Here is a 23504-nt window from a genome sequence, read left to right on the forward strand (position 1 = left end):
TCAATTATTAGATCGATCTCATCGTGTTGTAATTTTAGGAATACAAAATCATCACCAAGAATTTACCTTCCTATTTTACCATATTGTCGAAAAATGTACAGACGCCGTGTTCATAAAAATACTCATTTTTTATGAGTTAATTAGATACGATGAATTTTTTTCCAATTTAGAGGTTATTTTTTCTAATTCGACATAAATATAGCTTGAGAATGTATTATCATTTTTACATAAAGTTAATCTGGCTTTAACGAATAGCCAACAAAAATTAGTAACTAAATTTTAATGATTGGCAGGTTGCTCAGATGACAATTGAGAATTTCATGATGTTGCTTTGCGGACTCGGACTCTTTCTGTATGGTATGAAACTTATGGGCGATGGATTGGAATTGGCGGCCGGGTCCAGGCTCAAAACCATGATCGAACGGTTGACCACCAACAAGTATATGGGGGCATTGATTGGCCTAGCAGTCACAGCGGTGATTCAAAGCTCCTCCGCGACCACTGTCATGGTGGTTGGTTTTGTCAACGCCGGCTTGATGAGCTTGGCACAGGCGGTCGGTGTAATTATGGGCGCGAATATCGGAACGACGGTGACAGGATTTATGATCGCAATCAAGCTCAATAGCTTGGCGCCAATTGCGATTTTCTTGGGCGTCGTGATGATGATGTTCTGTAAAAAGAACAACCATAAGCATGTTGGGCAAATCATCTGCGGATTTGGCATTTTGTTCTATGGGATGACCGTGATGAGCACGGCGATGGAGCCGTTGAGCGAATCGGAATTTTTCCGTAATTTGTTCATCCAAATGAAGAACCCCTTCCTGGGCTTGCTGATTGGCCTTGTGTTCACAGCGTTGATTCAGAGCTCTTCTGCTTCTGTTGGTGTTTTGCAAGCGCTGGCGGCATCGGGAGCGATTGGTTTGGACTCTGCGATTTTCGTCATCTATGGCCAGAACATCGGAACCTGTGTGACGGCAATGATGGCATGTGCAGGGACGACCAAGACGGCAAAACGTACGGCGACGGTACACTTGTTGTTCAATGTGCTCGGCGCAACTATGTTTACGATTATCACATTGGTAACACCGTTTACGGATCTTGTAAAAAGCATCTCTCCGGACAATGTGATGATGCAGATTTCGATTGTTCATATTTTCTTTAATATCGTGACGACGGCTATTTTGCTGCCGCTGAGCGGTTATCTGGTGAAGCTTGCGTGCAGAATTATTCCAGGAGAGGATCGCCAGCGCGAAGCGCTTCGCTTGAAGTATCTTGACCAGAGAATTCTCAATACACCTCCGATCGCGGTGGTGCAGGTCCTCAAGGAAGTGGAACGCATGGGGGCGTTAGCGCGCGAGAATTTCTTAAATAGTATGGAGGCCCTCTTCCATAAGGACCCCCAAAAGCTGGAAGAGGTAGCAGAAAACGAAAAGGTCTTAAACTTCTTAAATCAGAAGATCACAGAATACTTGGTACAGATCAACGGTTTGGAGCTACAGGACCCGGACCATGAGGTGATTGGGGCGCTGTTCCATGTGGTAAGCGACTTTGAGAGAATCGGGGACCACAGTACAAATATCGGGGAAATGGCGCAGATTATTATTGATAAAAAGGCCTCTTTGAGCGAAACGGCGGTCAAAGAACTGCAACATATGCAGGAATTGGTCGTCACCATTCTGGATGATTCGGTGCGCCTCTTTGAAGACGGCGGCCGGAATAAAGATCTGGCGGATCAAGTCAATCGGATTGAGCAGACCATTGACGACGAGACCGACCGTCTCAAGGAAAACCACATTCAGCGTCTCACAAACGGTACATGTACGCCGCAATCTGGTGCGATATACAACGATATGCTGATGAATCTGGAGCGTATTGCCGATCATTCGACCAATATTGCGTTTTCAACCGATCACATTGCGCACTTGCCCGCAAAGGGGCTGTTGCCTAATTTGACCAATGTGACAGCATAAGGAACATAAGGAGCCGGGGACCGACATCCCCGGCTTTTTTACGTTTTTCTGAGGATGAGGACATTTTCGGTTGCGATAAAAGCGTAAAAATGGTACAATACTATCCTAAGAAAATGGAAAGGCGCGACTCGAGAGGAGGCTGCAATTTGAATTTGTATCTCAAGCAGGATACGGAGGCAAATGCGGGCCTTTTTACGGTCTACGATGCCTGCGGCCGCATGTGTTACCGTTTGACGGGGGACGCGCAAACCCTGGGTGGAAAAATTTTTTTGTGCGATACAAATCATAGAGAAGTGGCGCGTATCACGCACATGGGATTGGCGGGGATTTCCCGCTATACCATAGTAATTGCCGATAAGGAACGTGCGCGCATCTTGCAAAACTTGGCGTCTATCAAAATGCCGTTCCGGATTCGAGGAATTTCATGGAGATTGCGGGGAGACTTGGTGTTGCGTTCCTTTGACATCGTAGATGTATCGGATGCGTTGGTGATGTCGCATGGACGTTGCTGGGAATCAAATGGCGAGTGCTTTGCGCTTGACATTGCGCAAGAGAAGTATGCGCCATTATGCATTTGTATGGCCGCTGTGATTGATAGTAGCGCACAGTCAGGTTCTGCTGTAGCGTTGCCGGTTTGATCCTGCCTGCGCCCATTGACAAAAAGGGGCGTGAATGGCATACTATAAAATACATTTCTTTGCAGAATTTCGTAAAAAAACGCCGCTGCGCTCTTTGCTCCAGCGCTTGCGGCGATTGTGTTGATTAGGGGGAAAATGCATGAGCAGGGAATTGGCAAAAACCTACGATCCGCAGGAAGTGGAAGATCGAATTTATGACTTCTGGCTGAATGGCGGTTACTTCCATGCAACGGTCGATCCGGAGAAAAAACCATACACCATCGTGATTCCGCCGCCCAATATTACAGGCCAACTCCATATGGGGCATGCGATGGATGAAACCCTTCAGGATATTCTGATTCGTTGGAGAAGGATGCAGGGGTATTCGGCTCTGTGGCTTCCTGGCACGGATCACGCTTCCATTGCAACGGAGGCGAAGATTGTTGAGGCGATGCGTCAAGAAGGGCTTTCGAAGGAGGACCTGGGACGCGAACAATTTTTGGAGCGCGCGTGGGCTTGGAAAGAGAAGTACGGCGGCCGTATTGTTGAGCAGCTCAAAAAACTCGGTTCTTCCTGCGACTGGGACCGTGAGCGCTTTACGATGGATGAAGGTTGCAATAAAGCCGTGCGAGAAGTGTTTGTGCGGCTGTACAATAAGGGACTGATTTATCGCGGGGAACGGATTATCAACTGGTGTCCGCATTGTAAGACCTCGATTTCCGACGCAGAAGTGGAGTTCAGCGAGCACGACGGTAATTTCTGGCATATCCGCTATCCGTTTAAGGATGGAAGCGGTTATCTGGAGCTGGCCACTACCCGCCCGGAGACGATGCTGGGGGATACCGCTGTAGCAGTTCATCCGGAGGATGAGCGCTATAAGAATATCGTTGGAAAAATGTTGGTGCTTCCACTTGTCGGCCGGGAAATTCCGGTTGTGGCGGACACGTATGTTGAGCAGGATTTTGGAACGGGTGTCGTCAAGATTACGCCGGCTCATGATCCGAACGACTTTGAGGTCGGTCTGCGCCACCATTTAGAGATCATCAATGTGATGAACGAAGATGGCAGCATCAACGAAAACGGCGGAAAATTTGCAGGTATGTCCGGCCTAGAGGCGCGCAAGCAGATCGTCAAGGAGCTCGACGAACAGGGCTTCCTTGTTCGCGTGGAACCCATTAAGCACAATGTTGGCACCTGCTATCGCTGCCATACCGTGGTAGAGCCGCGTGTTTCCAAGCAGTGGTTTGTGAAAATGGAACCGTTGGCAAAACCGGCAATCGATTGTGTCCGGGACGGCCATGTGCGCTTTATTCCGGAACGCATGGAAAAAATCTACTTCAATTGGATGGACAATATTAAGGATTGGTGTATTTCCCGCCAGTTGTGGTGGGGACATCGAATCCCGGCCTGGTACTGTGAGGACTGCGGGGAGACGGTTGTCGCAATGGATACACCGCATGCCTGCCCCAAGTGTGGTTCTACAAAGCTGCATCAGGATGAAGATACATTGGATACCTGGTTCTCTTCTGCTCTGTGGCCATTCTCGACGCTCGGTTGGCCGGACCAGACTGAGGATCTCAAGTATTTCTATCCCACTGACACCTTGGTCACCGGTTATGACATTATCTTTTTCTGGGTAGCCCGTATGATTTTCTCCGGCATGGAGCATATGGGGGAACCGCCCTTTAAGACGGTCTTTATCCATGGCTTGATCCGTGATGCACAGGGCCGCAAGATGAGTAAATCCCTTGGCAATGGAATTGATCCTTTGGAGGTCATTGCACAATATGGTGCGGATGCACTGCGCTTTACATTGGTGACCGGCAATAGCCCCGGAAACGATCTGCGTTTTTCACAGGAGAAGGTGGAAGCTAGCCGCAATTTTGCCAATAAGATCTGGAATGCTTCCCGTTTCATTCTGATGAATATCGATGGCCACGATGTTCCCAATCAGTTGCCCGAGAAATTGGCTCTGGAAGATAAGTGGATTGTTCATCAGTTTAACCAGGTGGTTAAAGAGGTTACAGACAATCTGGAACACTTTGAAATCGGTATTGCGGTTCAAAAACTGTATGACTTCCTTTGGGATGAGCTGTGCGACTGGTACATTGAGATCGCAAAGATCCGTTTGCAGTCCAGCGATGAAACGACTGCGCAGGCAGCCCGTCAGGTATTGGTTTGGGTGATGACAGGTACGCTTCAATTGTTACATCCGTTTATGCCATATATTACCGAGGAAATCTGGCAGTCCCTGCCTCACGAGGGCGAGTCCATTATGGTTTCAAAATGGCCAAGCTTTGAGCAGGCACATTGCGATCCACAGGCAGCCTCCGATATGCAGAATATCATGGATGTTATTCGTGCCGTGCGCAACCGCCGTTCGGAGATGAATGTTCCGCCGTCGCGTAAGACGCACCTATATATTGCCACTGCGGCTGCTCAGGTGTTCCAGGAGGGTGCCCCGATTATTGAGCGATTGGCCTTTGCCAATGGTGTGGAAGTGGGGGACGCATTTGAAATTGAAGGCGCTGTAAATATTGTCACCAGCGGCGCTAAGACGTATATCCCAATGGATGAATTGGTGGACAAAAAGGCCGAACTTGCACGTTTGGCCAAGGAGTTGGAGTCTGCGCAAAAGCAGTATGCGACGACGCAACAGAAGCTGAGCAATGAGAAGTTCCTGTCCAAGGCGCCGGAAAATGTTGTAGAAGGTGTCCGCCAAAATGCTGCAAAGCTGAAAGAGCATATCGCTTTAATTGAGTCCAGTATGGAGGCATTATCTCATTAAGAGCTGGTAGCAAATAAAAGGCATACTTCCAGAACCGGAAGTATGCCTTTCTCTACAGTCTTTCTTTTATTTGATAGTAGACGATTCGGCGGGCAATATTGCGCGCAGGGTTTCTTGATCGGCTCCGCTTAAAACAAGAATGTCACCGGCCTTCAAGGAAGTCGAGCCGCGTGGTACAAGGGACTTTTTATTCCGTTGAATCAGGACGACCAGCACACTTTCGGGAAGATCGATGTCCGATAAGGCACATCCGCACCACGGATGTTCTTGGGTCAGCCGCATTTCAGAGAGTTCCATATCATTTTTTTCTTGATAATCATTGAATGTCCTTAGGATGGAGGTCTCCTTTTCAACTAAATCCAGTTTTTTGGCGACTGTTGGCATGAGGGTTCCCTGAACGAGAACAGAGAAGAGTACCAAAAAAAATACGATATGAAAGACATCTGTCTGTAACATTGCGCGATCCGTCACTGCATAGATGGCGAAAACAATCGAGGCAGCGCCTCGAATACCAACCCAGGAAACCAATATTTGTTGACGTACGGGAATCTTAAACCAACTCAAAATGGCAAACACTGCAGCAGGGCGTGCCACAAAGATCATGAATAGAGAGATGAAGATGCTTTGCCAGGCCACCGCTGGAAGACGCGAAGGAAAAGAGAGCAATCCAAGGGCAAAGAAAAGCAATATTTGCATCAGCCAGGAGATACCGTCGAAGAAGTGGACTAAGCTGCGTTTATAAGGAATCTTGCTATTGCCGAGCAGGATACCAGCTATGTAGACACATAAGAAACTGTTGCCTCCGATGACGTCGCAGAGCGCATAGCAGAGGATAGCAACGGCTGTGACGAAGAGGGAATAAAAGGCCTCCACTTCAAAGCGGACATGACGGAGGAAATAGACTGCGCCTACCCCCAACAGGCCGCCGATAAGGAGGCCAAAGCCGAGCTGTTGGAATAAAAGAAGAGCGAAATGATTGTCCCCTTTCCCAGACATCATGGTCAATAAAATAATGGTCAGCATAAAGGCAAACGGATCGTTGCTGCCGCTTTCAATTTCCAATAGGGAGGCCATTCCACCTTTTAAGTTAAGTTTGCGCGAACGCAGAATGGAAAAGACGGAAGCGGCATCCGTTGAGGCAACAATGGAGCCAAGCAGTAGGCTTTCCAATAGGGGAAATTGCAAGACAAACCGGCAAAAGAGGCCGGTTAACAGAGCGGTCAGAGTAGTACCAACGGAGGAAAGTAGTATAGCGGGGGCGGCCACCGGCTTGGCAGCCTTCCAATTGGTACTGAACCCGCCGAAAAACATGATGAAGGTCAGTGCAACAGAGGAGAGTGTCTGTGCAAGGGCGTAATCGTCGAAATAAATTCCGCCGATTCCATCCGAACCTGCGAGCATGCCGAGGACGATGAAAATTAAAAGGGACGGTACTCCAAAGCGATACAGTAGCTTGCTAAAGCCGATGCACAGCAATAGAATGGCGGCGCCAGCAATCATGTAATAGGCCATGAACAGCCTCCTTTCTGTATATAAAAATGAAAATATTTGCAGAAAAAAGGCGAAAATCCCCCTGTAAGTCTGATAATAATAACTTTTCCAGTATAAGTATACCATATTGAACCGGATAAATCGAAGGAAAATCCGGTGAATATTTTCTGAATTTTTGTATTTCCAGAAGGCAGGTGATTTTATGACATATGAACAAGCTCTAGCAGCGATTCATTCCTTTCCACGCTTTGGCGGCTCCCCTGGAGTGGAACGGGTCCGAACATTTTTGAATGATTTGGGAAATCCACAAGAGGGGCTGAAATACATTCACGTAGCTGGTACAAATGGGAAGGGCTCCACTTGTGCAATCCTGGCTTCGGTACTAAAGCAGGCAGGGTATCGCACAGGACTGTTTACTTCGCCTTTCATCAGCGACTTTTGTGAACGAATTCAGGTGGATGCTCAGCTGATTCCGCGGGAAGCCCTCATATCGTTGGTGGAGGAAACCCTTCCGGTTGCCCACCGTTTGGAGGAAAGCGGGGAAGCGCTTACGGAGTTTGACTTTACAACCGCATTGGGTTTTTTGTGGTTTGCCCGCCAGCAGTGTGATTTTGTCGTTTTGGAAGTTGGATTGGGCGGCCGGATGGATGCTACAAATGTCATTGGAACCCCACTTGTGTCGGTACTTACCTCTATATCCTTGGATCACACACGTATACTGGGAAACACTGTGGAACAGATTGCCGCAGAAAAGGCGGGGATCATCAAACCGTATGGGGTGACCGTTGCCTATGGAGATCAAATGCCCGGTGTGCTGGAGGTGTTCCGACGCACGGCGGCCAGGCAGCATAACCGGCTTTTGGAGGTATCCTCTTCTGTGGTATCGGTTATATCCAGCAATCTACAAGGAACCGATTTCCTCTATGGGGGACTGGCCTTACATTTGCCGCTTTTGGGAGAGCATCAGATCAAAAATGCGGCTACGGCATTGACCGCCTTGTCGGTATTGCAAGAACAGGGATATTCTATCTCAGAACAGGCGGTTATGGAAGGATTCGCTTCTGTGCGTTTTCCTGCCCGCTTGGAACGGTTGGGCGACCATCCGCTTGTGCTTTTAGATGGTGCACACAATCCAGATGGAACGCGTGCCCTTGCAAAAGCGCTGCATTTATATCTGAAGGGACGTCCCTTGGTGGGATTGATTGGAATGTTAGCGGATAAGGACGTCCCGACAGCGGTCCAAAATTTGGATGGCCTGTTCAGGCAGATTGTGACCATTACGCCGGACAATCCGCGGGCTATGCCGGCCGAAGAACTGGCAGAAATATGGCGTGTACGGGGTACCAGAGCAATCCCGGCAAAAAACAGAGAAGAGGGCTTGAAGAGGGCGTTCTCTTTTGTACAGCCAGGCGGCGCGTTGGTTATTTGCGGTTCTTTGTTCCTTGCGGGAGAGATACGGCCGCTTTTATTGAGGCACATGCGGGAAAAAGTCGGCTTGTCCGCAGAATTCGAGTAAAATTTTAGTGAGAACCCTTTATCTTTATAGATAAAGGGTTCTTTTTATGAGATGGCAGAGGCTTTTTGTTTGGGCTAGTTAAAAAAATTTCCTAAAGCTTACATATAACGGAAAAAAATGGACAGCCTTTATGATGGCTATTGTTTTGAATATCGATTACATAGGAGGCAGTCGAATGGGTGTCAGGCTGATTTTAAAGGATGGATGTCTTACGGCTTTGCTCAGCGGAGAGATCGACCACCATGTTGCGAGAGAATTGCGGGAGGAGATCGATGAAACGGCGATGCGAACACAGCCAAAACAATTAAAACTGGATTTTTCCGGCGTGCAGTTTATGGACAGCTCTGGAATCGGGTTGATTATGGGGCGCTATAAACTTATTCAGACTTGGGGTGGCGGCGTGACAATTGCCAATTTACCGCCAAAACTGGAAAAAATCGTATCCCTATCAGGCCTGCGGGATCTCTGTACCATTGTAAAGGAGGTGAAGGAAGTTGAAGGCGAAGAATGAGATGCGCATTTCATTCCCCAGCAGCTCCAATAATGAAGCATTTGGGCGGGCTGTGGTGGCAGCTTTTGCTGCACAGTTGGACCCGACCATTGATGAATTGAGCGATATTAAGACGGCCGTCTCAGAGGCAGTGACAAATTGTATTGTACATGCCTACCGGGATACGATCGGTATGATTTACATAAATGCCAAATATGACGACCGAGGAACTTTACAGATTAAAATTCGCGACAAGGGATGTGGCATTGAGGACGTGGAGCAGGCCATGCAACCCCTCTTCACAACGGCGGGGGAAGAACGCGCAGGATTGGGTTTTGCAGTCATGGAAAGTTTTATGGACAAGCTTCGTGTGACTTCAAAACCAGGGCATGGCACCACCGTCACGATGCAAAAAAACCTTGCGCGGCGTGTGATGAAGAATGGATAGGGATCAACAGGTACAGGAGAATATCGGCTTAGTACATGCCTGCGCCAAGCGATTCAAGGGGCGCGGGATTGAATACGACGACCTCTTTCAAGCGGGATGTTTAGGATTGGTAAAGGCGGTCGATCACTTTGATGAAAGCCGCGGACTCAAATTTTCCACCTATGCTGTTCCGGTGATTTTGGGAGAGATGCGCCGCCTGTTTCGTGACGGAGGAGCAGTTAAAGTGGGACGTTCCCTCAAGGAGCTGTCGATTCGCGCTTCCCGAAAGGCCGCCGATTTTGCGGAAAAGGAAGGGAGATCTCCAACCGTTGGAGAACTTGCCAAACTTCTGGGAGTGGAACCGGCGGAAGCTGCACAGGCGCTTGGAGCAGCGCAGATGCCACTTTCTTTGACTGCATCTGAGGAAGAGGGTGGCGGACAAATCGATGTCAGCATTGATGGGGAGGATGAGAAGATTGCAGAGCTTCTTTCCCTAAAACAAGTGGTAAAAGAGCTGCCGCAAAGGGACCAGAATATTATCTATTTTCGCTACTACAAGCATCGTACCCAGACCGAGACTGCGCAGGCCCTTGGTATGACACAGGTGCAAGTATCCAGAAGGGAGAAAGTGATTCTACAGGAGCTTCGACGAAAGCTGGTTTAAATAAGAAGAATTCGAAAAAGACAGGATTTTATTGGGGTCTTACAGCGTAGAAGTAGTGAAATATCAAGAAAAATGGTGGCATGCCAAAGCGTGCCACCATTTTTTGGTTTATTCCCTTTCGAAGCGGTCCAAACGATTTCCCAATCGACTCAGGATTTCGTTGGAGATAGTCCCGACCTGGCCGGCAACTTCACAAACGGTAATCTGTTGCCCACCGGAATGGCCGATCAGCACGGCTTCATCGCCGGGAGAAACGGACGGGATCGCGGATACATCCACCGAGAGTTGATCCATACAGATACGCCCAATGATGGGAGCTTTTTTCCCATGAATCAGCACATACCGTTGCTGCAGGCTATTGCGCGGAACTCCGTCTGCATAGCCGATGGATATGATAGCGATTTTGCGGTCGGTGGAACAGGAAAACGTTCGCCCATAACCGAGTGTCTCACCCGCATAGAGTATTTTTACGCATGAAACCCTTGCTTTAAGGGTTAAAACTGGTTTTAAGCGAGGATGTACCTGGATGCGGTCGTTAGGGTGGCTTAAAGCCCCATAGAGTGCGATGCCAATCCGCGCGTAGTCAAAGGACAGCGTGGGGTAGTTCAGTACTCCGTAGCTGCCTTGGATATGTGTTTTGAAGGGCGGGAACCCTTTTTGGCGCAGTGCTTTTGCCACCGTTTGAAAGCGTTCGAGCTGTGTTAAAGTAAAGAGCCGGTCCTCCGGTGTACTCCCGTCGGATACACAGAAATGGGAAAACAGGCCGGTAATCTTGAGATGTGGAAGCTTCCAAATCGAAAGAATATCATCCAACGCATCGCTGCGTTCTCCCAACCGCCGCATTCCGGTATCGATGCCGACATGGACAGAAAGTGTTTTTCCATATGCACTCAGGATCTGCGCATACGTGTGATCTATGACGGTTTGAACCAGATTGTAGTGAGAAAGTTCTGCAAATAGGGAAGGATGGGTATATCCAAGGACGAGGATTTGTCCGGTTATTCCAGATTGGCGAAGTGCAATACCCTCCTGAACAGTGGCAACACAAAAATCGGAAATGCCCAAATCTTGTAGGGCTTTTCCAATTAAAACTGCCCCGTGCCCATAGGCATTTGCTTTTACGACAGCCATGATTTTCGTATGGCCAGGAAGGATTCCCTGCAGTTCACGGACATTGTGAGATAAATTTGCCCGGCTTAACTCGATCCAGGCCCTTCCCGTTTGGCACATTTTACGTTTCTCCTTCCCAGATAAAATAGAATTCCAGCACTGCACGCCGTTGAGAGGAAGCAGACGCTTCCGTAAAGGATCATAGAATTATCGACAAATATTTGAGTAAGGCCTGTAAATTTGGCAAGTCCACGGACGAGGACGATCACGGCAGGATGAACCAAATACAAAAGGGTGGACGTTTTCCGGAGATAATATGGAGCTTGTCCCCGCACTTGCAATAGCATTTGAAACAGGAAGTACATGACCAGCGGCAAAGAGAGGTACATGCTGTTGTGGCGCTGCAGATGCAGGAAATCGGTCCAATACCCTTCCAATAACAAGATAGGGACAAAAATAGCCAGTCCCCACTTGTATGCAAATTTGGAACAGCGGTTTTGCGGAGTAGCGATCGCCAAACCGAGAAACAGGAAGATGGGTGTAAAAAAGAACCCATTCCGGGTATAGCTGCTAAAGGAAAAAAGCACATCATAGAATTCCTTAAGAAAAGGGACGGATGAAATCAAACCGTAGTAGCTATCGCCCGCTAATCCGACTATATAGGCAGCCACACTATAGATGCAGGCCGCACGCATGGAGATTCGTACCAGAAGGACGACGATCCAACATCCAATTATGGCCGCAGGAAAGTACCAAAGATGATAAAAGGTTCCGTCGAAGCATAGGGCCTTTAGGAATTCTTTAACATTGTGAGGGAGATTTCCGGCATACCAGCTAATTGGCAAATAAAGAATGGTGGCGGTAAGATAGAGCCATAGATTGTGCTTAAGATAAGAAGAAAAACGGTTTGTTTTGCGCAAGCCACTTTGTATATAAGGGCCTAGGACAAAAAAGCCAGTGGTCATCAAAAAGAAAGGAACGGCTATTCGGAAAAGGCTGTAGGTGAGGAGAACATCCAGAGTAGGGTTCCAAACAGCAAAGGGGGCGATATGGATGGCAACGACCATCCATGCGGCAAGGATGCGAAAATAGTCGATCCCAGCATAATTTTTATTCTGCATAAGCTGGCCCCCAGAGCGTTAAGACGATGCCGCCCTCGTTTGTACCAGAGACCGAATCGTTTATTTCCTCCGAGAGCTCGATCTGCTTGGCTTCTTCACGTTCCAACGGCAGGTAAAATAGAGAGTAAGTGATCCCATGAATACATACATGAAAGGGATGCTGGGGGCTGGTCGTTTTTTTCAAAAAACGGATGTATTCCTCCAAGACCATCCCTTTTTTCGAGAGAATCTCAGCGTGTGGCACTCCAACATATCGAAAATGCCAAGGCTCTTCGGCAATACCTGTAACGCTCTCTTTTCCTCGCAAGTATCGTTCAATCCACCCATAGCGTGGGGCTATTTCTCGAAACTGCTGGAATATACCGGTTCGCGGGAAATCTGGACAAATAAAGTCAATTTTCGATTTTTGTTCGGCTAGATCGATGGCTAGACCTGTTTGATGCTCGCTGTGGCCGGGAATAGCAACAAATTGTCTTGCAAAAGGGAGCCCTTTCTCTGCAATTGCATCCTCCCAGATGTGTTGCTGTTCGTCCTGTGTACGATACCCACTGACAGCGGCAAATTGCGTGTCACAGTGCAAATGGCGAAACACTTGTTGCAGGGATTCAGCAGCCTTAGCTTGTAAAAGAATTTTGGACTGACCGGGGATTGCCGGAACCAATGCTTGTATATCAGCAGCGTATGGCAGTGGATGATTGGGGGTGACTAGGAGCAAATCTCCACGGAAGCTATCCTCATATTGTATAAGAATGGATCTCATATGCATTCCCCTATTTTCAACAACTGGTGGACTACTTCGGAAAATGTCCACCCGGCAGCTTTTAACATGTTGGGATACCGGCTGTGTGGAGTGAATCCGGGGATGGTATTGACCTCATTAAACACGATTTTCCCCTCCGGAGTCAGGAACAGGTCAACTCGTGCAAATCCTTTGCAACCCAAAATCGTATAGATTTGTTTGGCTGTCTCTTGAATTTCTTTTGCTTTTTTGTCTGAAATACGGGCAGGAACATGGATTTTTGCGGTTTCTAGGGTGTATTTTTCAGTATAATCGAAGAATCCCTGCGATAGTTCGATTTCATCGACAGCCCCAATGGTCAGTGGATTTGTCCCCAGGATGGCGCATCCCACTTCGAAGCCGGGAATCGTTTCCTCCAAAAGAACATGGGAGTCGTGAACAAAAGCGCGCTCGATGGCGGGAAGTAGCTCCTGTTCAGTCAATACTTTTGTGATTCCGAAAGAGGAACCGGATCGCACTGGTTTTACAAAGATGGGATAACCGAGCGTTTGTATATCATGCATCAACTGTTCTTTATCAAAGGCAGGCTGGATTAAGATGGACTTAGGAGTCGCAATCCCTTCTGCTGCAATCAAACGGTGGGCCAGCTCCTTATTCATACAGAGCGCGGAGCTCAGAAGGTCACATCCGATGATTGGAATTCCGGCCAGTTCCAAAAGGCCCTGGACCGTTCCATCTTCTCCGTTTTTTCCATGAAGAATGGGAAGGGCAGCGTCAAATGAGATTGAGCGTACAGAATGGTCTTTCACATATTGAACTCCGTGGATGGAACGATCTGTGGTTGGAAATACCGGTACACAAAATTCCTCGACACACCATTCGCCGTGTAGAATGCGCTCCGGATTGCCCTGATACCAATACCATTGGCCGGTTTGGGGATGGAGGCCGATCAGAAACACGGAATAACGTGAAGTGTCGATTTGCAAGAATACAGAGTAAGCGGATTGTAGAGAGACATGATATTCGGTAGAACATCCACCGAATAGAAGGGCAATGGTGGCTCGACTGCCGGAAAGGTTCTGTGAGGGTGTATGTGAATGAAACTGCCCAAAGGAATCCGGAAACTGGTTAGAGGGATTCTCTTCTATCGTTTGATTTCGATTCATTTTCATTTTCTCCTTCCTGAAAGACATGAAAACGGGAACTACCTTTTTGTAAGGCCATACGCTATAGAGGCTCGTTGTTTTTGTGACAAAATAAAAGATCGTTGCCGTTCAGGTTTTATTCTACCGAACAGCAGCGATCTTTGTTTTACAATTCACGTTTCAACTTCTTAAGAAACCAAAAAGAACATATTAAGATTTTCTGAAGATGGTTTTCATAAATAAAGGTTCATCCATTTTGCATCAGCAAAATGACCATCATCGTAGTGAAAAAAGCGGGGATAGCAACCTACTTCTTGAAATCCGTACCGCCGATACAGACGAATGGCGCGTTCGTTCTCTGCATGGACCGTTAAGCCGATGACTTGGATCTGTTTAGAATCCCGCGCAAACTGTATGAGTTGTTCCATTAAGATCTGAGCGATGCCTGAACCCCAATCCTTTTTTCGCACAGAGATTGAGAGTTCGCTTGTGTGTGATATGCGCGGTGCATTTACTGATGTGCGATAAAGAAGTAATAGAAGTGTAAAAAATTTTGCCGTTCCTATCCGGCACTTGCGCATTGTGTCGGATAGGTCGGGCGGTTATTCGGGCAAGTCCACCTTGCCAACAAAAGAATAATAAATCTCAATGTCCTGTCTGCGGGTCTTGTTCTCGTCATAGCTGCACTCATGCACAACGATTTTCTCTACAAACTCCCGCAGCAGAGTAGGGGTAAGTTCTTCAAAGCTGGTATGCCGCCGGACAACATTCATAAACTTTTCTGCGTTCACGGTGGCTTCCTGTGCTTTGGAAAGCTCCGCTTGAATAGCAGCGGCTCTTTCTTTCAGCTCCCGTTGCTCTGCTTCATAGTCTGCCGACAGCTCTGTGAAACGCTCGTCTGATATGCGCCCGGTCACGCTGTCCTCATACAGCCGCTTGAAGATAGCGGATAACTCGGCTATGCGTTTCTCGGAGGCTTCCAGTTCCTTTTTCTTGGCGGCGTTCCTGCGTTTGCCCCCGTCCTCGTTCTGCTCAATCAAGAGTTTCATAAACCGGGCTTCATGCTTTGCCGCATAGCTGGTCACTTTCCGCAGATTGGAGAGTACACCAGCGGTCAAGAGGTCGGTGCGGATAAAGTGCGCCGTACAGTCATGGGTGCGTTTCTTGTAGTTGCCGCAGATATAACAGTCCTGCTTGCGCTTGTCCGTCTGGTATCGCTGCTGATACATCACGCTGCCGCAGTCCGCACAGAACAGTATGCCGGAGAACAAACCCACTTCATCATAGCGGTTTGGGCGTTTGCGCTGTTTGCGAAGCTCCTGCACCCGTTCCCATGTTTGGGTGTCTATGATAGGCTCGTGGTGGTTCTCGAAAATCACTTGCTTTTCCGGGGGATTTTCTACACTGTGCTTGACTTTGTAAGAAAGTTTTTCTGTCTTGAAATTTACCAGACAGCCTGTGTATTCCCGGTTTTCAAGGATATGCACTACGGTATTGGTCGCCCACTTGCACTCATAGCCGGGGTGGTAGCGGCGGGTGCTGCCCGTCCTGCGGTATTCAAGCGTTCCCGGCGTGGGGATTTGCTGCTCTGTGAGCATACGGGCTATCTTGGTCGGACCATTCCCGGCAAGACAGAGGTTGTATATCTGCTTGACTACGGGTGCAGCTTCCTCGTCAATAATGAAATTTTCATCCTCGTCCATGAGGTAGCCATACACAGGCTTGCTTGTGATGGGCTTGCCATTCATGCCTTTTGAGCGTTTTACTGCTTTGATTTTCTTGCTCGTATCTCTCACCAGCCATTCGTTAAAGATATTCCGCAGCGGGGCAAAGTCATTGTCGCCCTGTGCGCTGTCCACTCCGTCATTGATAGCGATGAAGCGGACACCTTTCTGTGGGAAAATCATTTCCGTGTACATTCCCACTTGCAGGTAGTTTCGCCCTAACCTCGACATATCCTTTACGATAACTGTCCCGACTTTTCCGGCTTCAATGTCCGCAAGCATGGCTTGAAAACCGGGTCTTTGAAAGTTCGCACCAGAATAACCGTCGTCCGTGTACCAGCGCAGATTGGAAAAGCCGTTCTGCTTTGCATAGGTTTCAAGGATACGCTTCTGATTGGAAATGGAATTGCTTTCGCCTTGCAGCTCGTCCTCATGGGATAGTCTTGGGTAAAGGGCGGTAATTGGTTGTTGGTTGGTCTGTCTTAACATAAAATCCTCCGTTTCCGACAGCCAGCCCCACTATTCCGTACCTTGATTGTACCACATGGGGCGGCTGTCTGTATAGCGGCAAAAGCGTCAAATCTGCTTCTTTATGGTCGGTCAAATCGCCGTTTTTTGTGTAGCAGCTTCCGCTTCCAGCACTTTCATCATCTTGTCGGCTGCGGTGTCGGTTGCGCCCTGCTTGAAGAAGCCGGAAACGGTAAGGACGGAGTTGCCCATGCGGATTTCCGTCACACAGTCCGGGCGGCGGTCTGTTTTGGTGGTGCTTGTCTGTTTCGTTTCTGTCATAGGCTCTCCTTTCGCTGCTTCATCAGTTGCTTTAAGCGTTCCAGCTTTTCCTGTGCGGTTTCCTTTCGGAAGTTGCTGCCCGTGAAGCGGACGGGGGCGCACATGGAAGTCAGCCTGTCATAGATACGGGCGTGGGGCGTGTCCTGCGGGTGCTGCAATTCCTCCAGCGTGAGGTTGGTCGTGGCGATCAGCGGCTTGCCGCTTCGGTAACGGCTGTCAATCACGCTGTAAACCTGTTCCAGCCCGTATTCTGTTCCTCGCTCCATACCGAAATCATCAAGTATCAGCAGAGGGTAGCTGCAAAGGCGGGAAATATATTCGTTCCTGCCCTCAAAGCTGGCGGCAAGGTCACCCAGTATCGTTGCAAAGTTTGTCATGCAGACGGCAACCTCTTTTTCCATAAGGGCGTTGGCGATACAGGCGGCAAGGTAGCTTTTTCCCGTCCCCACGCCGCCCCAAAACAGGTAGCCGATATTTTCAGCCTGCATGGTTTCCCAGCTCTCCACATAAAAGCGGGCGGTTTCGGTCTGCGGGTTTCTGCCGTTGTCATGCTCAAATGTCCAGTTCCGCATAGCAGGGTCGGTAAAGCCCCGGCGTTTCAAGTCCTCCACTTTTTCAAGGTGCTTCTGTCGGCTTTCGGCGGCTTGCTGCTTTTCACGGGCTGCCCGCTGGCAGTCGCACTCTGCCGGGTGGCGGTCACGCCCGAAACAAGTCTTTCCCTCTGCAAAATAGGCTTCTTTGGGCGTATGGCACTTACCGCAGTATAAAAGCCCGTCCTCGCCTGTGTAGTCCTCCGCTTCGGCGGTAGTGGCTGTAATGTCCGTAATCATAGCTTCAATTCCGTTTTTCATAAGCTCTCGCCCTCCTTGCATGAATAATCGGGTATGCCCTGTTTCGGGGCAGCCTTGCCTTTGGCAGCGTCCTCCTGCGCCCACTTGTAAATGGTGGCTGCATGGCTGTGGTACTGTTTCCCGGTGGAAGCGATATGGCAGGAAAGCCGGTCAATATAATACTCCCACTTGTCGGGCAACTCTGTTTTTAGCCCGGAAAGCTCTGTATCGGTCAGTATCACATTGTTGTATCTGCCATAAGCGGCGGGGGCGGGGTGTCCCGTTTCTCCCTCTCTCTCTTTTTCTATCTCTATCTCTTTCTCTAACTCTATCTCTATCTCTGGTGGACGAATGTCGGACAAATGTCCGCCTTTTGTCCGGGGCGGTAAAAGTGCCTTGTTTTCCAGTCTTGCAGCCCGTTTCCGCTCGGCTTCGGTAGAGGACTGTCCTATCATCAGCTCAATGTCGGTCATATAGAAAGCCCCGCTGTCAAGCTGCTCCACAAGCCCCAACTGCCGGAAAATCTCTAAAGCCCTCTCAACCGTCCCTATCTGGTGGCGGGTCAGTGTCGCTATCATCTGCGCTGTGTAGGGGATATGCTCGTCAAGCTGCAATTTCCCGCCGTTTTTCAGCGATTTTAAGTACAGCTTCAAGAGGATATTGGAGTATAAAATCCCGTCTTTCATATCTTCCAGCAGCACAATGGAGTCGCTGTCAAAAAAGTTCTCTTTCAGCTTGAGGTAGTAATACTTGCGGTTATCTGCCATTGTCCCTGTCCTCCTTTTTCCGGCGTTTGGAGTAGTAGTGGGGGCAGAGTATGATAACCGCCCGGAAGCTCTGCTTGCAGCTATGGGTACAGCCCCGGCAGAGGTCATTGTATGTGATACGATCGCAGGTGGAATTCCCGACTTTCACTTGCCGCAGGAAAAAAGACCATTCCAGCCGCCGTTTCTTGCTCATTCTTGGCATGGGTGCGCTCCTTTCTGCCGTTTCCGCTGGTGTGGCGGTATCGGCGGTAATTCTGTATCATCTCGGTATCATTTTCGGGTTTTTTCTGCCCTATAAGCCCGTTAAAAAATCCTTTGGTATTTGCGGATAGGGTACGGGGCAGCCCCCTTGTTCTGTATAGGTTCGGGTACATTTTGGGGCGGTTTTTATCGTTCCTGTTCCTGCCTTTTCACAGGCTTGCGCTCCCGGTGTAAAATCTGGTCGATATTGCCCTTGACAGTCTGTAAGCGGCGGTATTCCTCCCGTTTTGCCCGGTAATCGTTGTAGCCGCTGTTTTTCTCTTGGATAAGGGTTTCAATCTCTGCTTGCAGGGCTTTATAGCTCGGCAGCTTGGAAATGCCGTTTTCCCTGAAATAGCGGGCGGCTGCGTCTGCTATGATAAAGTCGCTTTCGTACTTCTGACGGTAGGCTGCTTTTGCTTTGGCGTTTTTCTGCTGTTTCAGCCCGTCCCGGACAGGGCGGGTCTTGGAATAGGCAAGCACCTGCCGTTGCAGCTCCTTTTTCCCGTTCAGCGTCTTTTCCATCTGCTTCAGCTCTGTAAGGCTTTCCCGCATGGCGGTATAGGCGGCAGAACAGGCTTCGTCCAGTTCCTCCGGGGAAGAAAAGCCGTACTGCTGATAGGCGGTAACGGTAGCTGCCATTTGCTTTAGGTTGTGCTTTGCCGCCCAGCGGTCATAGCCCACGCCCTTGCCCTCGGCTCGCTTGGCTTCCCGGTCAACCATGCGCTGCAAGGTGTTGTCTGCCGGGGTGGTTTTTGTGGTTTTTTCCCCTTGTGACAGCTTTTTAACCGCGGCAGGGTATTCGAGTATGGCTTTGCTCTGTTCGGCGGCTCTGTGGGCGTTCTGCGTAAGCAGGACAAGGACAGCAGCCTTGTCAAAATCGTCCCCCAGCTTCCGGGCTGTGATAGGCTTTGTCCTGTCCGGCGTGAGGTAGGAAAGCCGCCCCCGGCTCTCCTTGACGGTCACACCCTCCCGCAGCAAAAGGGAAGAAAATTCGTCAAAGCTGCCAGCTTGGGAAAGTGCCTGCCGTATCGTCCGGCGCAGCTTCGCCTTGTCCGTTTCAAACTTGGTGGGCTTGGTCGGCTGTCCTGCGGCTTCTCTGACAGCGTTCTCTTTATCAAGGGCAAGCTGTCCTTTCTTTGCCGCCCAGTATTCCCGTTCGGTTATCCGTTCCTTGCTGCCGCTTAGGAGGTCGATTTGGTAAAGCCCCTCCCGGTGGCACATCTCCATGACTTCACTCTTGAAATATTCCATAGCGGCGTTGGTGCAGCGGTGCTTGCAGCCCTCCCGTGTGTCGGCTGGTCTGTCCATGTAGGGCAGAAGCGGGACTTCATAAATCCGCAGGGAGTTGATGACGATATGCACATGGATATTGCCGCTGTGGTTATGCCCGTCCGGGTGGGTGCAGACTAAGGCTTGGTGTCCGGGGAAATGCTCTTTACAGAACTGCTCGCCCAGCTCCTGCGCCCGGTCTACGGTCAAGCCGTTGTCTGTCCCGTCCCGTGGGTCAAAGCTGATGATATAGTGGTGGCTTTTCACATCTTCCCGTTTTTGGTTTTTCTCATAGCGGAGATTAGCCCGCATACAGGCAACAGCGAAATCCTCGCCCCCACAGTTGAGGGAAGAAATGCGGTAATCCTCCCTCGGTATCAGCCGCCCGTTTTCATCAAGGGTGGGCTTCATGGTAAACTCGTCATGCTCAAATGTGAGATAGGCTTCCGCTGCGCCATAGTCCGCATTTTTAGAGCTGATATGTTTGAATGTTGCCAACAGCGTCACCCACTTTCTGCAAGACTTCAAACTTTAGGGCAGCAAGGTCGGAAACCGCCGCCCGTACCTCCCCGGCAAGCTGCGGGTAGGGGCTGTGCCACTCGTTCAGCGTCCGGGCTATCTGGTTTAAGTTGCCGCCGATCCTGCCGTATTCGGCGGTCAGCTTCCCGACAGCGGCAAGCAACTCGTCATTGACGGGGGAAACGGTTATGATGGGGCGTATGGCTGCCCCGGTTATGGCTTGCCGGATAAACTCGGCTTGGCTCATGTTGTAAGCAGAAAGCCTTTCCGCAAACTCGGCGTATTCTTCCTCGGTCATGCGTGTCTTGACTACCCGGCTGCGGTGCGGCGTGTTATATCGTTTTCGCATGGTAAAACCTCCTTCGGCTGTGCGTGGTGTCCTCTCACTAATAGGAGAAAAACAGGGTGTAAAGCGGAACTGTTTTTGAAAAATCCGAAAAATTATTTTGAGGGATTTTCCAGCGGCGTAAGCCGCATAAGCAGGGTTTGGGGAAGGCACTCCCCAACAAGATTCCCGCAGGGGCAAAATGAGCGATAAGCGAATTTTGGTACTGCGGTAGAATCTTGCTCTGAAAAACTCCGGCGTTCCCCGGCTTCCGTACTTTCCGCTAACAAGACGTTTCAAAAGGGCTTTGCTACCCGCTATTCCGGCATATCTTGAAAATTTTCCTTTCACTACCTACAACACCACGCAAAGCAAAATGGACGGAGATTTTTAGAATTTCCCCTTATTCCCTACAACACCACGCAAGCCGAAAAAGGCGGACAATGGCAGTATTTTTTTCTTTGATACCCTCCACGGATAAGTAAGGGATTTTGCCAACTGCGGCGGCAATTTTCCCTTTTGTTTTTTCATACTGGGGATTTTCAAAAATGCCAAACAGGAACGAAAAAAAGCAGCAAATCTGTTGAATAGATTTACTGCTTTCTGGTTGCCGGCGAAGCGGCGGTTATTCAGTTGTAGGCGGTAGGGCTATCTCCCAAAGCGGAACTTGAAAATAGCTGTGAGAAGCGTCTGGGTGATGTAGTCCTCTGTATCTTGGTCTACCCGTCCATTCACACGGGCGGCACATTGTATGCGGCGGCGGTAATACTGCAATACAGTTCCCACCGCTTCCGGCTCCCCGCTGGTGGCTTGGACGATTGTTTCATAGGGGAGAAGCCTATTATTTCTCATATGCCATTCCCTCCATTTCCGCTTGGAGCTGCCGTAGGACTTTTCGGATATGGTAGCCCGCTGTGCTGCGGCTGCGCCCGTACTGTCTGCCAATTTCGTGCTGTGGAATACGCTTGAAAAAGGACAGGTAAATCATTTCCCGCTCCCGTTCGTCCAGCCGTGACAGGGCTTCCGCAAGTAAGCCGCTGCTGAAAATGACCGTATCGCCGCAAAGGGTAAGTATGTATTCCTCGTCCGGCTCCGGGGCTTGGAAATATTCATCTGTCGTGCCTAAAGGGTAGTGCTTTTCGTCTGTGAGGTATTCAAGGGATATTTCTCTTTTGTGCTTCCTGCTCCGTGTCCTCGCTGCGTTGATCGTTGCATTTCGGATAACGACTTTGCAAAAGGCATGGAAAGTGTACTCGATATGTTCCCGATATTCTTCTGTACAGGTCATGGAAAATCCCCCTTTCCTCCCAAAAGGGCTGTGGCTGGTTAGTAGTTGCTTTTTATGATAGTAAGGGGCGGCAGCACTTTAGGCTGTCGCTCCTTGACTGCCTAACTGCAAAACCGGGCGGGGCTGTCAACGGCGGGCGAAGCCCGTTCATCTTGACCGTTGACTGGCTCGGCCAGGTTTGCTATTTATCCGGCAAACTTGAATTTATTTTAAGCTATCACGTTTTACCTTTTTAAGCCTTACTATCATTACCATAGGAATTTCTTTGTTGTTTTTGAAACATTCTTCATAAAATCCATCAATGACAAATCCAGCTCTAAAACAAAGGTTAAAAATATCTTGTATGGAACGATGATAATAAATCTGCTCCTCCGGTTGCCCTTCAATCGCTATACCATAGTAACTGTGCGGTGTCATATATTTTTCAGTCAACGTGATAAAACAAGGGTGTTGCGTTGCAAAGACAAAAATTCCGCTTTCCTCCAACAGTTCATAAACAGCCATAAGAAGTGGTTCAATATCCGTAATATCCATAATTGCCATATTAGAAACTGCTTTCGTAAAGGCTCGATTTCTTTTTAATTCTAATATACTTTCTCTATTGGTCGCATCCGCTACACAAAATTCAATTTGTTTTGCATATTGTGATTGCCGTCTTTTAGCCAATTCTATCATTTTTTTGCTGTAATCAAAAGCGACAATCGAAGCGCCTCTTTGTGCAAGATACGAAGAATAATTTCCATTGCCACACGCAATATCCAAAATGTAATCCGCAGGATTAGGAGATAGAAGTTCCGTTACTTTGGGACGCACTACCTCTCTGTGAAATTCATTAGATTTGTCACCCATTGCATTATCCCAAAATTGTGCGTTTTTCTCCCAGATTTTTTTACTTTCCTCTGTTCCCATGTTCTCTCCCACTCCCAAAATTTGCCTTTTTGCTTCCATTAAATCTTCCTTACTATATTCCATTGTTACCCTCCATAACTTCTGATTGTTGCCGTCTTGACTATTATGTATCTTTTCTTTCCAAAATGGTATAGGCTTTTATTTTTATAATGCTGCAAAACTTTTCTTCTGTAAGGTATTCAAAGGATATTTCCCTTTGCCGCCGCTATTGGAAAGCCAAAAGCAGCGGCTTTTTTACGCGATATGACCGAAAAGTCTAGAAAGCAGGATATGTCATCATTTGTCATTTCTTCTCAATGTAATAACTGCATGGCATATCAAGCCAAATACAAGAGAAAAACAGCCACCGCCAAATAGTGATGCTCCCCACCCTGCACCCGACATTGTCATAAAACCGCCAACAAAGAAAATACCAATGCCAAGAAATATCCCGACACCATAAAAAAGTCCAATTGCCATATCATACTTATTAAATTGTCGTTTCTCTTTTTTTTCACATGTTTCCATTTTTGTTATTACCTCCTTCGCAAAATCGTCCATGTGGACTCCAAAAAGAAAACAAATTTTTTTCAACGTATTTAAATCGGGTTCATTAACATCTCTCTCCCAATTCGATAGCGCCTGCCGGGTAACATTCAATTCCCCAGCCAGTTCTTCCTGTGTCATTCCCGATTGTGTTCGCAGATGACGTATTTGCTTTCCTGTTGTAATATCCGTCTGTTTCTGGTTCAAAATGGTTCCTCCTCTCTGATGCTGATTTTAT

24 protein-coding genes are annotated in these 23504 nt (G+C 48.6%); 7 read left to right on the forward strand and 17 right to left on the reverse strand.

Going from position 1 to position 23504, the window contains the following annotated elements:
• The first annotated feature begins 302 nt into the window (after window positions 1-302).
• From B9Y59_RS04270 to B9Y59_RS04280, 3 genes are all read left to right on the forward strand, one after another.
• Window positions 303-1970, forward strand: coding sequence for a Na/Pi cotransporter family protein (locus B9Y59_RS04270; protein WP_082402128.1), 1668 nt, complete (start codon window positions 303-305; stop codon window positions 1968-1970).
• A gap of 146 nt (window positions 1971-2116) precedes the next feature.
• On the forward strand, window positions 2117-2608 hold the full coding sequence (locus B9Y59_RS04275) for an LURP-one-related family protein (protein WP_085531997.1): 492 nt from the start codon (window positions 2117-2119) through the stop codon (window positions 2606-2608).
• 139 nt (window positions 2609-2747) lie between these two features.
• Complete coding sequence (locus tag B9Y59_RS04280; RefSeq protein WP_085531999.1) at window positions 2748-5375, forward strand: valine--tRNA ligase; 2628 nt, start codon at window positions 2748-2750, stop codon at window positions 5373-5375.
• 66 nt (window positions 5376-5441) lie between these two features.
• On the opposite strand, the gene B9Y59_RS04285 is transcribed toward B9Y59_RS04280, so the two are convergent.
• Window positions 5442-6887, reverse strand: a complete 1446-nt coding sequence (locus tag B9Y59_RS04285; protein ID WP_085532001.1) for a potassium/proton antiporter — start codon at window positions 6885-6887, stop codon at window positions 5442-5444.
• 181 nt (window positions 6888-7068) lie between these two features.
• Between B9Y59_RS04285 and B9Y59_RS04290 the strand changes: the two genes are divergently transcribed.
• The 4 genes from B9Y59_RS04290 to B9Y59_RS04305 all read left to right on the forward strand — a co-directional run bounded on the left by B9Y59_RS04290 (window position 7069) and on the right by B9Y59_RS04305 (window position 9963).
• Window positions 7069-8382 carry a bifunctional folylpolyglutamate synthase/dihydrofolate synthase gene (locus B9Y59_RS04290; protein WP_085532003.1) on the forward strand — a complete coding sequence of 438 codons (1314 nt, stop codon included), beginning with the start codon at window positions 7069-7071 and terminating at the stop codon, window positions 8380-8382.
• A gap of 175 nt (window positions 8383-8557) precedes the next feature.
• On the forward strand, window positions 8558-8893 hold the full coding sequence (locus B9Y59_RS04295) for an STAS domain-containing protein (RefSeq protein WP_054323611.1): 336 nt from the start codon (window positions 8558-8560) through the stop codon (window positions 8891-8893).
• Window positions 8877-9320, forward strand: coding sequence for an anti-sigma F factor (spoIIAB, locus tag B9Y59_RS04300; RefSeq protein WP_054323610.1), 444 nt, complete (start codon window positions 8877-8879; stop codon window positions 9318-9320). The genes B9Y59_RS04295 and spoIIAB overlap by 17 nt, the downstream gene beginning before the upstream one ends.
• The gene (locus tag B9Y59_RS04305) at window positions 9313-9963 is read left to right on the forward strand and encodes a sigma-70 family RNA polymerase sigma factor (RefSeq protein ID WP_085532005.1); all 651 of its coding nucleotides are present in this window, start codon (window positions 9313-9315) and stop codon (window positions 9961-9963) included. Before spoIIAB ends, B9Y59_RS04305 begins: the two co-directional genes overlap by 8 nt.
• A gap of 108 nt (window positions 9964-10071) precedes the next feature.
• Here the strand turns inward: B9Y59_RS04305 and vanT are convergent, their stop codons facing one another.
• The 16 genes from vanT to B9Y59_RS04395 form a co-directional block, all read right to left on the reverse strand.
• On the reverse strand, window positions 10072-11193 hold the full coding sequence (gene vanT / locus B9Y59_RS04310; RefSeq protein ID WP_054323608.1) for a serine racemase VanT catalytic subunit: 1122 nt from the start codon (window positions 11191-11193) through the stop codon (window positions 10072-10074).
• Window positions 11160-12194, reverse strand: a complete 1035-nt coding sequence (locus B9Y59_RS04315) for an acyltransferase family protein (RefSeq protein WP_085532007.1) — start codon at window positions 12192-12194, stop codon at window positions 11160-11162. The genes vanT and B9Y59_RS04315 overlap by 34 nt, the downstream gene beginning before the upstream one ends.
• Window positions 12184-12954, reverse strand: a complete 771-nt coding sequence (locus B9Y59_RS04320; RefSeq protein ID WP_158088946.1) for a D-alanyl-D-alanine carboxypeptidase family protein — start codon at window positions 12952-12954, stop codon at window positions 12184-12186. Before B9Y59_RS04320 ends, B9Y59_RS04315 begins: the two co-directional genes overlap by 11 nt.
• Window positions 12951-14099: a D-alanine--D-serine ligase VanG gene (gene vanG / locus B9Y59_RS04325; RefSeq protein ID WP_085532011.1), complete on the reverse strand. Its 1149-nt coding sequence runs from the start codon at window positions 14097-14099 to the stop codon at window positions 12951-12953. Before vanG ends, B9Y59_RS04320 begins: the two co-directional genes overlap by 4 nt.
• 212 nt (window positions 14100-14311) lie before the next feature.
• Entirely contained in the window at window positions 14312-14659 is a 348-nt protein-coding gene (locus B9Y59_RS16745) for a GNAT family N-acetyltransferase (protein WP_085532013.1), read from the reverse strand.
• A 21-nt stretch (window positions 14660-14680) separates the two neighbouring features.
• The gene (locus B9Y59_RS04335) at window positions 14681-16291 is read right to left on the reverse strand and encodes a recombinase family protein (RefSeq protein ID WP_002569232.1); all 1611 of its coding nucleotides are present in this window, start codon (window positions 16289-16291) and stop codon (window positions 14681-14683) included.
• A gap of 111 nt (window positions 16292-16402) precedes the next feature.
• On the reverse strand, window positions 16403-16591 hold the full coding sequence (locus tag B9Y59_RS04340) for a transposon-encoded TnpW family protein (protein ID WP_002569233.1): 189 nt from the start codon (window positions 16589-16591) through the stop codon (window positions 16403-16405).
• The gene (locus B9Y59_RS04345; protein WP_002569234.1) at window positions 16588-17442 is read right to left on the reverse strand and encodes an ATP-binding protein; all 855 of its coding nucleotides are present in this window, start codon (window positions 17440-17442) and stop codon (window positions 16588-16590) included. The genes B9Y59_RS04340 and B9Y59_RS04345 overlap by 4 nt, the downstream gene beginning before the upstream one ends.
• Complete coding sequence (locus B9Y59_RS04350; protein ID WP_002569235.1) at window positions 17439-18188, reverse strand: phage replisome organizer N-terminal domain-containing protein; 750 nt, start codon at window positions 18186-18188, stop codon at window positions 17439-17441. The genes B9Y59_RS04345 and B9Y59_RS04350 overlap by 4 nt, the downstream gene beginning before the upstream one ends.
• The gene (locus B9Y59_RS04355; RefSeq protein ID WP_002569236.1) at window positions 18178-18390 is read right to left on the reverse strand and encodes a hypothetical protein; all 213 of its coding nucleotides are present in this window, start codon (window positions 18388-18390) and stop codon (window positions 18178-18180) included. Before B9Y59_RS04355 ends, B9Y59_RS04350 begins: the two co-directional genes overlap by 11 nt.
• A gap of 185 nt (window positions 18391-18575) precedes the next feature.
• Window positions 18576-20198 (reverse strand): relaxase/mobilization nuclease domain-containing protein, encoded by a 1623-nt coding sequence (locus B9Y59_RS04365; RefSeq protein WP_002569237.1) that lies wholly within the window; start codon window positions 20196-20198, stop codon window positions 18576-18578.
• Window positions 20170-20568 carry a plasmid mobilization protein gene (locus B9Y59_RS04370; RefSeq protein WP_002569238.1) on the reverse strand — a complete coding sequence of 133 codons (399 nt, stop codon included), beginning with the start codon at window positions 20566-20568 and terminating at the stop codon, window positions 20170-20172. The genes B9Y59_RS04365 and B9Y59_RS04370 overlap by 29 nt, the downstream gene beginning before the upstream one ends.
• 624 nt (window positions 20569-21192) lie before the next feature.
• Window positions 21193-21396, reverse strand: coding sequence for a helix-turn-helix domain-containing protein (locus B9Y59_RS04375; RefSeq protein WP_003505336.1), 204 nt, complete (start codon window positions 21394-21396; stop codon window positions 21193-21195).
• Window positions 21386-21832, reverse strand: a complete 447-nt coding sequence (locus tag B9Y59_RS04380) for an RNA polymerase sigma factor (RefSeq protein WP_003505338.1) — start codon at window positions 21830-21832, stop codon at window positions 21386-21388. The genes B9Y59_RS04375 and B9Y59_RS04380 overlap by 11 nt, the downstream gene beginning before the upstream one ends.
• Before the next feature lie 204 nt (window positions 21833-22036).
• Window positions 22037-22804, reverse strand: a complete 768-nt coding sequence (locus B9Y59_RS04390) for a class I SAM-dependent methyltransferase (protein WP_003505400.1) — start codon at window positions 22802-22804, stop codon at window positions 22037-22039.
• Window positions 22805-23017: 213 nt separating this feature from the next.
• The gene (locus B9Y59_RS04395; RefSeq protein ID WP_003505401.1) at window positions 23018-23473 is read right to left on the reverse strand and encodes an XRE family transcriptional regulator; all 456 of its coding nucleotides are present in this window, start codon (window positions 23471-23473) and stop codon (window positions 23018-23020) included.
• Between the last annotated feature and the right edge of the window lie 31 nt (window positions 23474-23504).

This window comes from Anaeromassilibacillus sp. Marseille-P3371 (genome assembly GCF_900169665.1).
In the GTDB taxonomy this organism is placed as follows: Bacteria; Bacillota; Clostridia; order Oscillospirales; family Acutalibacteraceae; genus Anaeromassilibacillus.